The 10135-nt window shown below is 64.0% G+C and carries 9 protein-coding genes and 1 pseudogene; 6 read left to right on the plus strand and 4 right to left on the minus strand.

Features of this window, described 5'->3' with window-relative positions; translation table 11 throughout:
- Window positions 1–33: 33 nt before the first annotated feature.
- Window positions 34–408, minus strand: a complete 375-nt coding sequence (locus PQR53_RS36915) for a DUF4148 domain-containing protein (RefSeq protein ID WP_408465243.1) — start codon at window positions 406–408, stop codon at window positions 34–36.
- A gap of 1216 nt (window positions 409–1624) precedes the next feature.
- Between PQR53_RS36915 and irlR the strand changes: the two genes are divergently transcribed.
- From irlR to PQR53_RS36940, 5 genes are all read left to right on the plus strand, one after another.
- On the plus strand, window positions 1625–2308 hold the full coding sequence (gene irlR, locus PQR53_RS36920; protein ID WP_408465245.1) for a heavy metal response regulator transcription factor IrlR: 684 nt from the start codon (window positions 1625–1627) through the stop codon (window positions 2306–2308).
- A gap of 68 nt (window positions 2309–2376) precedes the next feature.
- Window positions 2377–3810, plus strand: coding sequence for a heavy metal sensor histidine kinase (locus PQR53_RS36925; RefSeq protein WP_408465294.1), 1434 nt, complete (start codon window positions 2377–2379; stop codon window positions 3808–3810).
- A 111-nt stretch (window positions 3811–3921) separates the two neighbouring features.
- The gene (locus tag PQR53_RS36930; protein WP_408465247.1) at window positions 3922–4239 is read left to right on the plus strand and encodes a DUF4148 domain-containing protein; all 318 of its coding nucleotides are present in this window, start codon (window positions 3922–3924) and stop codon (window positions 4237–4239) included.
- Window positions 4240–4266: 27 nt separating this feature from the next.
- The gene (locus PQR53_RS36935) at window positions 4267–4893 is read left to right on the plus strand and encodes a carbonic anhydrase (RefSeq protein ID WP_408465249.1); all 627 of its coding nucleotides are present in this window, start codon (window positions 4267–4269) and stop codon (window positions 4891–4893) included.
- A 159-nt stretch (window positions 4894–5052) separates the two neighbouring features.
- A complete protein-coding gene (locus PQR53_RS36940) occupies window positions 5053–6552 on the plus strand; it encodes a SulP family inorganic anion transporter (protein ID WP_408465251.1) in 1500 nt (499 codons plus the stop codon).
- Window positions 6553–6588: 36 nt separating this feature from the next.
- Here the strand turns inward: PQR53_RS36940 and PQR53_RS36945 are convergent, their stop codons facing one another.
- On the minus strand, window positions 6589–7482 hold the full coding sequence (locus PQR53_RS36945) for a LysR family transcriptional regulator ArgP (protein WP_408465253.1): 894 nt from the start codon (window positions 7480–7482) through the stop codon (window positions 6589–6591).
- 97 nt (window positions 7483–7579) lie between these two features.
- Between PQR53_RS36945 and PQR53_RS36950 the strand changes: the two genes are divergently transcribed.
- Window positions 7580–8215 (plus strand): LysE/ArgO family amino acid transporter, encoded by a 636-nt coding sequence (locus PQR53_RS36950; protein ID WP_408465255.1) that lies wholly within the window; start codon window positions 7580–7582, stop codon window positions 8213–8215.
- Window positions 8216–8408: 193 nt separating this feature from the next.
- Here PQR53_RS36950 and PQR53_RS36955 read toward each other — a convergent pair.
- Both PQR53_RS36955 and bcsG read right to left on the minus strand, forming a co-directional pair.
- Window positions 8409–8588, minus strand: a pseudogene (locus PQR53_RS36955) (hypothetical protein); the annotation flags it as partial.
- On the minus strand, window positions 8585–10135 hold the full coding sequence (bcsG, locus tag PQR53_RS36960; protein ID WP_408465257.1) for a cellulose biosynthesis protein BcsG: 1551 nt from the start codon (window positions 10133–10135) through the stop codon (window positions 8585–8587). The gene bcsG and the pseudogene PQR53_RS36955, both read right to left, overlap by 4 nt.

Raw genomic sequence — 10135 nt, forward strand, 5'->3', positions numbered from 1 at the left:
CCGCGCGCGCATCACCACAGCCCGCGTGCGGCGCTACTCGGTTCGAAATGCGTCCGCCATCGAACGGGTGGCGCCCTGCAGCGGACAGGGCTGCGGGTACTGGCTGTCCGGCACATCCATGCACCCTGCCGCACGCGCGGCAGCGAGTTCACGCTTCACCTCGTCGCGGGTTTTTCCTTGCGGCGCCTGCAGCGCCTGCGCACCTTGCGCGACCCGTTGAACCGCCGGCACCGCTGGGTCGCGCGGACCCTGTACCCGTGGCTTCTGCAACACCTGTTCGTGCAATTTATAAAACTCATGAGGCCCCGGCGTGGGTTCGCGCAACGGGATGGTGTCGACGGCAACCGCCGCACTCACACAGGTGCAACTCAGTACGAATCCTGCCAACCACATCGCATTTCGCATCATCGTTTCTCCGTTTGATTGAGTTCCGATGCTAAGCGTGACCTGCTGCACCAACGTGAGCGCCGCATGACAAGTCGGTCATCCGCGGTGGCCATCCGTGCGATGCGCCTGAGGACTGCATGACGGAAATGTCATGTTGTTCTCATCTTGATGTCGGCGCGTATTTATACGATAGACCCTCTCGACCTCGAACCGGGAATCGCATGCGACGAATTCAACCAATGCGATGCGTGGCAAGATGGGCATCGACCGTAAGAGCATTCATATCGGAACTCAAAAGACGGCTCGCCAGATGCAAATGCGAGACCCTCTCCCTGGCTGCGAGCCTGGTCGCTATCGCAATCGGCTCCATCGCGTTCTGGCTCAATCAGCCCGCTTACCTGTTCAACGGCGGCGCGTCATCTTCCGCATCCGCAACCGAAGCGCCGGTGAATCATAAAAATCCATCACTCATGCACGGCTTGTTGTCGCTTGAACTGCTGTCCGCCATGCAGCGCGACTCGCGAAAACGGATGTCCCATCACGGCACGAGCGCCCACGCGCGGTGCGAACGGAAGGCGTCTAACACGGCTTCGGCTGCTTCCCGCCGAGTTCGCGCAGATAGCGCGTGCGTCGGCCGGACTTCAGTGCGCTGACGGTTGGGCGCGCTGCCCACGGGGCCAGCACGGTCGACCCGATGAGCAGCCGCCGTCTTTCAACTCACGCCAGACATGCAACGATGCAAGCGTCTTTAAATCACACCATGGTATAAGTACTGCATACATTCAGGAGGCCATGACAAATGCGCCTACCCGATTTCGGCGGCCACGCGTCTCAAAATAGCCGCCGCTTCGGTATGGTCTGATGCATGCCTGACGATATGAAACAGAACATCCAAGCGATCCGTCTTTCGTCGATCGCGCTGCCCGTAGTTCATGGCGCGCTCGTCCGCGTCCGCGCAACCGCATCGGCGGATCCAGTCCCGATAGTCGGACCCACGCGCCTCAACCTGAACCGAATCGCGCATCCATGCTGCCTCTTTCGCGGCAGGCAGGACATGCGACTCATTGGCACCGGCGCTTATGCACTTGCCGCACATGCCGCACGTGTGCCAACGCAAAAACTCTGCCTACCCGCTCACGCCTGGCGGCGCTCACCACGCAACAGCGGCTCTACTCGCCCTCCGCTTGCCGCGCCGCTCACGCGATACGGCGCAGAGGGCGTCACCAGGAGAAAGACCATGCGAATTCTGATCGTCGAAGACGAAGCGAAAACCGGCACCTACCTGCGAAAGGGCCTGACCGAAGCGGGGTTTGTCGCCGACTGGGTGCAAGACGGCGTGACCGGTCAGCATCTGGCGCTGACCGAGGACTACGACCTGATCATTCTCGACGTGATGCTGCCGGGTCTGGACGGCTGGGCCGTGCTGAAAAACCTGCGCCACATACGTTCCACGCCAGTGTTGCTGCTCACCGCACGCGACGATCTGGACGACAAGGTGCGCGGCCTTGAAATGGGCGGCGACGACTATCTGATCAAGCCCTTCGACTTTGCCGAACTGCTGGCGCGCGTGCGCTCGATCTTGCGACGTGGCCATGCACGCGACACGGCGTCGCTGCATGTCGCCGACCTGGCGCTCGACCTGACGCGCCGCAAGGCCACGCGTCAAGGCGACACGATCCTGTTGACCGCCAAGGAATTTGCGCTGCTGTGGTTGCTGATGCGCCGTCAGGGCGAAATCCTGCCGCGCTCGACGATTGCCTCACAGGTGTGGGACATGAATTTCGATAGCGACACCAACGTGGTCGATGCCGCGATCCGGCGCGTTCGCGCGAAAGTCGACGACAACTACGAACCGAAGCTGATCCACACGGTGCGCGGCATGGGGTATGTACTCGAAGAACGCGACAGCGCGCCGCGATGAACTGGCGCCTGCCCTTCTCCGTGCTCGCGCCGGCAGCCGTGTGGCTCGTGAGGCCGCTCGCGCCCCTCATGCCTCGCACCTTGAGGGTACGGCTCTCGATCCTGTTCGCGGTATCGACCTCTCTATTGCTCGTATTCAACGGCGTACTGCTGTACCACGGTTTAAAGACGCGTCTCGACTCGACCTCGGCGCGCGAGATGACAGCGACCCTCTCCGCCCTGCAACTGAGCCTGCGCACCATGCCCGGGCTGGACGCGGTCCGCGCCGATCGTGAAATCTGGTACGACCATCTACACGGCCATCAGAATCTCGACATCGCCCTGTTCGACGAGGGTGGCGCGCCGCTCAACCGCACCAGCGGTTACTGGCCGAATGCTGAATCGCTCGCGGTACGGGCCGGACTCGCGCCCGTCCAGGTGAAGGTGGAGGGCATGCCGATGCGTTTTCTAGTGGCAATGGCACCGCTCGGCGGCCAATCCGGCGCGAGCGTGCGCGTGGTCGTGCAATACGATGCCAGCGCCGAGGGGGTCTTGCTCAGCGCCTACGCACTCAACGTGTCGTTCGTGAGTGTGTTCGGCACGCTGGTGAACGCACTGCTCGCCTGGTGGATTGCGCGTTTCGGACTGCGGCCGCTGGCCCGGCTGACCGCACGCGCCGAGCAGATCTCCAGCAGCCGCCTCGCCCGGCCGTTGCCCGAGCGCGACATGCCAGGCGAACTCAAGGAATTGAGCCACGCGTTTAACCGGATGCTGGCGCGCTTGCACGAATCTTTCACACGTCTCACGCAGTTCTCATCCGATCTCGCGCATGACATGCGCACACCGCTCACCAACTTGCTGGCCGAAGCCCAGGTCGCGCTCTCGCAACCCCGTTCCGCCGACGATTACCGCGCGGTGATCGAGTCGAGCGTGGACGAATTCCAGCGCCTCTCGCGCCTGATCGATAGCATGCTGTTCCTCGCTCGCGCCGATAGCGCGCAAAGCTGCCTGGCGCTGCAACGGCTGGACGCGCGCAGCGAGGCGTTGCGCGTCGCGGGCTATTACGAAAGCATGGCTGCGGATGCCGGCGTGGAGATCGTCGTGAAGGGCAATGCGAGTTTCGAAGGCGATGTGCTGCTCGTGCAGCGTGCGCTGAGCAATCTGGTTTCGAACGCATTGGCGCATGCGCCGCGCGGCAGCACGGTCGAGCTGCATTGCGTCGAGCGGCTTCGCGATGTCCAGCTATCCGTATCCGACAGCGGCGCCGGTATCGCCGGGTTGCATCTGGAAAGGATCTTCGACCGTTTCTATCGCGTCGACCCGGCGCGCCACAATTCGGCGCATGGCACGGGCCTGGGTCTTGCCATCGTCAAGTCGATCATGACTGAGCACCACGGCGAATGCTGTGTCGAAAGCATTCCGCATGTGCACACCACATTCAGCTTGCGCTTTCCGAAGCAGCCCGCGGCGCTGCCGACGCCACCCGTCCAGCGCGGGAGATTCCGCAGACAGCGGGGCAAATAACGGAGCATGACGTAATTATCATCTAGCGATCACCACTGCTTCATGCCTCCCCGTGCAGAATGCGTCATACCGGATACAACTTCGGCATGCCAAACATTCAGGGAGAGATAGATGAAATCGAAGCGAATCGCTTTAGCCGCCATTCTCATGAGCGCGCTGTCCACATCCGCTCTGGCGAGCCACGACGACAGCGTCCGGGCACCGGCCGACCCGAACCGGGTCGCGCCGCCTTCGTCGACGAGCGTGCCTGACGCACAGCCGCATCAGCTCGGAAAAACACGGGCGCAAGTCCGCCAGGAACTGATCGATGCGCGCCGCGACGGGGCCATTCCGACCACCGAGGCCGACTACCCGCCAAGCCAGCGAACCATCGACGCGAATCGTGCCCGAAACCGGATTTTTGAGCGCTACTGGTCGAGCAACAACTGAAACGGCACGCCAACCCAAGGAGTACCAATGACCTACCCCCAACGCATGCTGGTCGAAAACCTCGCGTGGTCCGACGAGATCAGCACGCGCGATCCCGCCTATTTCCAGCGCCTCGCCAGCGATCAGCGGCCCAACGTGTTGTGGCTCGGCTGCTCCGACAGCCGCGTGCCCGAAGCCATCACGCGAGCCATGCCCGGCGAGATCTTCGTTCACCGCAATATCGCGAACCTGGTGAGCGAACACGACGACAGTCTCATCAGCGTGCTCGAATATGCGATCGTCGTGTTGCGCGTGCAGCACATCATCGTCTGCGGCCATCATTGCTGCGGCGGTGTGCAAGCGGCCTTGCGGCCGCCGGCCGGCGCGTTGCCGAACGTCAATCGCCGCATCGCCCCGATCCGCCGGCTGGCCGCGCTGCATGCGGCGGAACTCCGTCTGCTGGATGCGTTCGACGAACGCGCCGATCGGCTCGCCGAGCTCAACGTGCTGGCCCAGGTCCAGGCGCTGCACGCGATGCCGCTGATTCAGAACGCGCAACGGCCCGTGCAGATTCACGGCTGGATCTTTTCGATGCACGACGGCCGCCTGAAGGCGTTGGCCGAGCCGCAGTGGGCGCTCAGCAACGCCGACGACGTCCACGAGGCGACCGGCTGATCACAGCAGCCGCATGCGCCGTGCGATCGGCGCATGCGAACCAGCAGCAACAGCAGCAACAGCAACGCGCAACCCACGCTTCCGATGCAGCGCTCCGCCTTTGCCGCGAGCGCCGCGCCTCCCATGCAATTCCCCCCCAGCTTCGAGGTAAGCCTCCCGATGACGCAAGCTCACGCCACCCCGCCTCATGACCATTCACCTCGCGCCTGCCCGCCCTCGGCCTGGCGCACCGATCTGTTGGCTGGCATCAGCGTATTCCTGATCGCGCTGCCGCTGTGTCTGGGCATTGCGACCGCCTCCGGCGTGGCGCCGTTTGCCGGCATTCTCGCCGGCGTGATCGGCGGCCTCGTGGTGGCGCTGCTGAGCGGTTCGCGGCTTAGCGTAAGCGGCCCGGCAGCCGGTCTGGTGGTGATCGTCGTGCAGGCGCTTGCCACGCTGGGCAGTTTCTCCGCGTTTCTGACCGCGCTGGTGCTCGCGGGCGCATTGCAATTGATGTTCGGTTTCCTGCGCGCCGGCAAATTGGCCAGTTACGTGCCGCCGCCGGTGATCAACGGCATGCTAGCCGCGATCGGTATCCTGCTGATCGTGAATCAGCTGCCGCTGGCGGCAGGCTTCGCCAATGGCAGCGTTTCGGCCGCGATGCCGTTGCTCGCGCTCGCGTCGCTGGCCATTCTCCTCGCGTGGGAAACGCCACGCTTACGGGCCTTCGCCCTTGTCCGCGCGATTCCCGCGCCGCTCGCCGTGGTGTCCTTCGGCATTGCCGCGACCGCGCTCGTCGACAGTTTCGCGCCGGACGTGGTGCTCGCGTCCTCACAACTCGTCGCGATGCCGTCACTCGGCTCGTGGGAAGCGCTACGTCAGGCATTGACGTTCCCGGACTTCGCGCAATGGCTCAATCCCGAGGTATGGCGCGTAGCGGTGGTGATCGCGATCGTCGCGAGTCTGGAGACCTTGCTGAGTCTCGAGGCACTCGAACAGATCGACCCGGACCATCGAAAAGCGGCGCCTGATCGAGAACTGAAGGCCCAAGGCGTCGGCAATCTGCTCGCCGGCCTGCTCGGTGCGTTGCCGCTCACCGCCGTGGTGGTGCGCAGCGCCGCCAACGTGCATGCGGGCGCTCGCGGCCGGCTGTCGTGCGTGACGCATGGCGTCGTGTTACTGATCGCCTGTCTCGCGTTGACCAGCGTGATCAATATGATTCCGCTCGCCAGCCTCGCGGCGATCCTGATTCATACCGGTTACAAACTCGCCAGGCCGCAATTGTTCGTGTCGATGAGTCAGGCGGGGTTCGCGCAGTTCGTGCCGTTCATCGGCACGATCGTCGGCGTGCTGGTGACCGATCTGCTGATCGGCATCACGATCGGTTTCGTCCTGAGCGTCATGCTGGTGGTCGAACGCAATATCCGCCGCGTGCTGAGTTTCACGCGCGACGGCGACCACTATCTGCTGACCGTGCGCAAGAGCGCGACCTTCTTCTGCACGCCGCAACTCAAGCACTATCTTGGGCAGATCCCGTCCGGCGCGACCTTGATTCTCGATGCAACCCACGCCGACCATATCGACCATGACGTGCGCCAGGTGGTCGACCGTTACGCGGCGCGAGCGGGGGCACGCGGCGTGCGGGTCGAGTACAAGGAGTGGCCGCCCGCACACCGCTAACGTGAGCCGCAAGCGGGGGAGCCGCGAAGGCGGCGCTCAATCGAGAAACTCCGCCGCCCGCTTGCGCAGCATCGCGCCGAAATCGTCGAGCCAGCCAATCGACAAGCGCCAGCTCTGCCAGTACAGATCGACATCGAGATGCTTGCCGGGCGCCATGTCCACCAATTCGCCGCTCGCCAGATGTGGCGCGATCATCCGTTCCGGGCACATGCCCCAGCCCAGTCCCGTCACGCAAGCGCGCAAGAACCCCGCGACGTGCGGAATCCAGTGCAGTGGCGGATCGAGGTCCGCCCGCGTGATGCGCCGCATGAAGCGCTTCTGCAACTGATCCTTCGGATTGAAATCGACGCACGGCGCGCGCCGCAACGTGTCGCGCGTGACACCGTCGGCGAAATGGCGCTCGCGAAATTCCGGCGTGCAGACTGCCAGATAGCGCATCCGTCCAAGCCTGGTCGAGCGGCAGCCCTGCACCGGCTCCGCTTGCGTGGTGACCGCGCCTTGCACGCTGCCGTCGCGAATCCGCTGCGCAGTGTGGTCCTGATCGTCGACCACCAGATCGAGCAGCATCTCCCGTTCGACGCAGAACTGCGCCACCGCGTCGATGAACCAGGTGCCCACGCTATCGTCGTTGACGGCCACGCGCAGCGCCGGCCACGGTTCCACCAGGGTGCCGGGCAGTGCCGGGAGCCGGCCGCTGAGTTCCGCTTCCAGCAGCTGCACGCGTTCGGTGTGGCGGCACAGCAGGGCGCCCGAGGTGGTCGCGACACACGGCTGGCCGCGCTTCACGAGCACACTGCCCACCCGCTCCTCCAGCAGCTTGACCCGCTGGGAGACGGCCGAGGGCGTCACGTTCAGTTCGCTGGCCGCGCGGTCGAACGAGCCGTGCCGCACCACGGCGGCCAACGCATCGAGCAACGCATAGTCGAGCATTAGCGTTCCTTAATCCGGGTTAGGTAAATTAGCTTCTCTTATGAGACGCAAAACCGCAGACTAGCCTCGTTCGCTTTTCACGTCTACTGGATCGATTATGAACTGGCTGTCTTTTTCCCATGGTGCCGCCTTGTGCGCGTCGTTGATCGTGACGATCGGCGCGCAGAACGCCTTCGTGCTCCGTCAGGGCATCATGCGCTCGCACGTCGGCAAGATCGTCGCGCTGTGCGCGCTGTCGGACTTCATCCTGATCGGCGCGGGCGTGGGTGGCGCGTCCGTGCTAGTGGAACGCTATCCGGTGTTCGTCCACGCCATGCTGTATGTCGGGCTCGCGTATCTGGCGTGGTTCGGCATCAACGCGCTGCGCCGTGCGGTGCGTCCGGGCCATGCGGTGCTCAACACCGATGCAGGTGGCGCGGCGTCCGGCACGAGCGCGGCACCCGTGCAACGTGCGATGCCGATCATCCTGATGACCCTGGCCTTCACGTGGCTCAACCCGCACGTGTATCTCGACACGTTTCTGCTGATCGGCACGGCCGGCGCGCGCGAACCGGACGGCGCACGGGTGGCGTTCGCGCTGGGCGCGATGGCGGTGAGCGGGGTCTGGTTTATCGGCCTGGGTTACGGCGCCCGTGCCTTGGCGCCACTGTTTCGCCGGGCTACCGCCTGGCGCGTGCTGGATGGCGCGATCGGCAGCATGGTGTTGCTGCTGGCGGTGACGCAGTTGCGGTGAACATGGCGCACGCCGCCTGGGCATCCGCTGCGTGAGAACGCGAGTTGCGTGAAAAAACACGCTGCCTGAGAACGCGCCAACCGGCGCGTTCTCAGGCAAACGCCTAGTCGAAGTCGACCGCTGCCGCTTGCACGGTTTCGTGCATAGCGGATGCAGTGGACGCAGCAGACTCCGCGGCCTCATCGAGCGGCACGAGCTTCATCAGCCGGGCGAGCACCGGCCACTTCACGAGCGACAGCTGATACGACTCCCGCGCCTGTTCGTCGAGGTACCTGGCCGGATCGACTTCAGGCAGGCGGCGCCCAAGGCCGGTGATATCGTCAACCGGCCAGCCGCTCGCCTGCACCTTCGCTTCAAGACCGGTTGCTGTCATTTGCCGTCCACCCATACGCCGTCAGGCGTCTTGACCACATAGCCGGACGCCGTCTTCATCGTCACCGTCCCTTCGTTCTCGCCGACCATCTGCGTTTGCGGCAAATTGGCCGCGTATTGCGACAAGGTCACACCCGGTTTGAACGGACTGTTCGAAACCAGATTCGACAACAACTGCGCAATCGCGAGAAAACTCGTCGGATTGTCGATCACCGTGGTTGGCCCGTGATTGCCCTGGAAGCCCACGAGCCGCACACCGGCGGGACCATGAACCACCCGCGGCGTCGGAATCTCCCGCAGCCCGGCCACCTGGTTCGCATCTCCGCGCAGCGCCGCGCCATGCTCCGGCACGAACACGATCACCGCGCGGCGCCCCGAGGCCGCGATCAGATCCGCAAAGCGGTCGAAGTCGCTCATCAGCTTGTTCACGCGTTGCGGGTACGAGTCGATACTCGACAGATTGCTGTTCGGCAGACGGTTGCCGTCGTGCAGGCTGATCGTGTTGTAGTACAGCGCAACCGGACCGGGCGTGCTGGCGCGCTGCGCATACCAGTTGGCGAGCGTCGCGTAATCGTCGCGAATCGCCGAACCGTCGAAAGCATGCATCGCGACCGGCACGCTCGTGTTCGAGATCATCGGCACGTTCGGCACGCCGGTGTTGTCGTGCACCAGTTGCAGGAAGTTGTCGAAGTGGCCGTCGTGATTCAGCATCGTCTGTGGCGTGTAACCCGCCTGCGCCAGGTCGGCAAGCAGGTGACATTGCTGCGGCGAGTCCTTGTAGAGGTCCGCGTGCGCTTCCTGGCCGCAGCTCGCGCGCAGCACGCGAATCGCGGCCGGCCCGCTATAGCTCGCGGCGGTGCTGAAGTTGGTGAACAGATAGTCGAAGTGACTCAGCATCGGATGATTGCGTGCCTTCACCGCGTCGAGGTCGTCCCACGACAACGAACAGATATGCAGCACGATCACGTCGAATTGCGTGTTCGGATCGGCGCCGAGATGACCGAAGGTGACCTGCCGTTGCGATTCCTGCGTGCGAAAAGCTGACAGCGCCGCGTTATGGTCGAGTGGCTGCGCAGCAAGCGTATTCGGCGATGCGGCCGTGGCCGGTCCGCTCTGCAGCCGCGCGTACACCGCGCTGCCCTGTTGCCACAGCGGGATCGCGACCAGCGCGATCAGCACGAACGTCGCGACCCGCAGCCAGCGGTTGACGATCAGATAGCCGACCAGCGCGCCGAACGCGGTGAGCAGCAGCATCGGCGGCAAGAAACGCTGCGCGAGTTCGAGCCAGTAGCCGAAACTGAAGGTGGTGAGGTTGCCGAATTCTTCGGTCAGGCGCGAGAACGGCGGCACGTTCGCTTCGTGGTACATCAGCGGAATGCCGATCGCGAGACCCACCACGTTGCGCAGCACGCGCCAGCCGCGATGACGCAGCGTGGCGCTCGCCGCCAGCGCCAGAGCGAAGCCGATATTGGCGATCCACACCGGCTGCAGATGCCCGCCCGTGAACAGATACAGCTTGATGATGAAATACAGATTCCACAGCGTCAT

Source organism: Paraburkholderia fungorum, from assembly GCF_046027605.1.
GTDB lineage: Bacteria > Pseudomonadota > Gammaproteobacteria > Burkholderiales > Burkholderiaceae > Paraburkholderia > Paraburkholderia fungorum_F.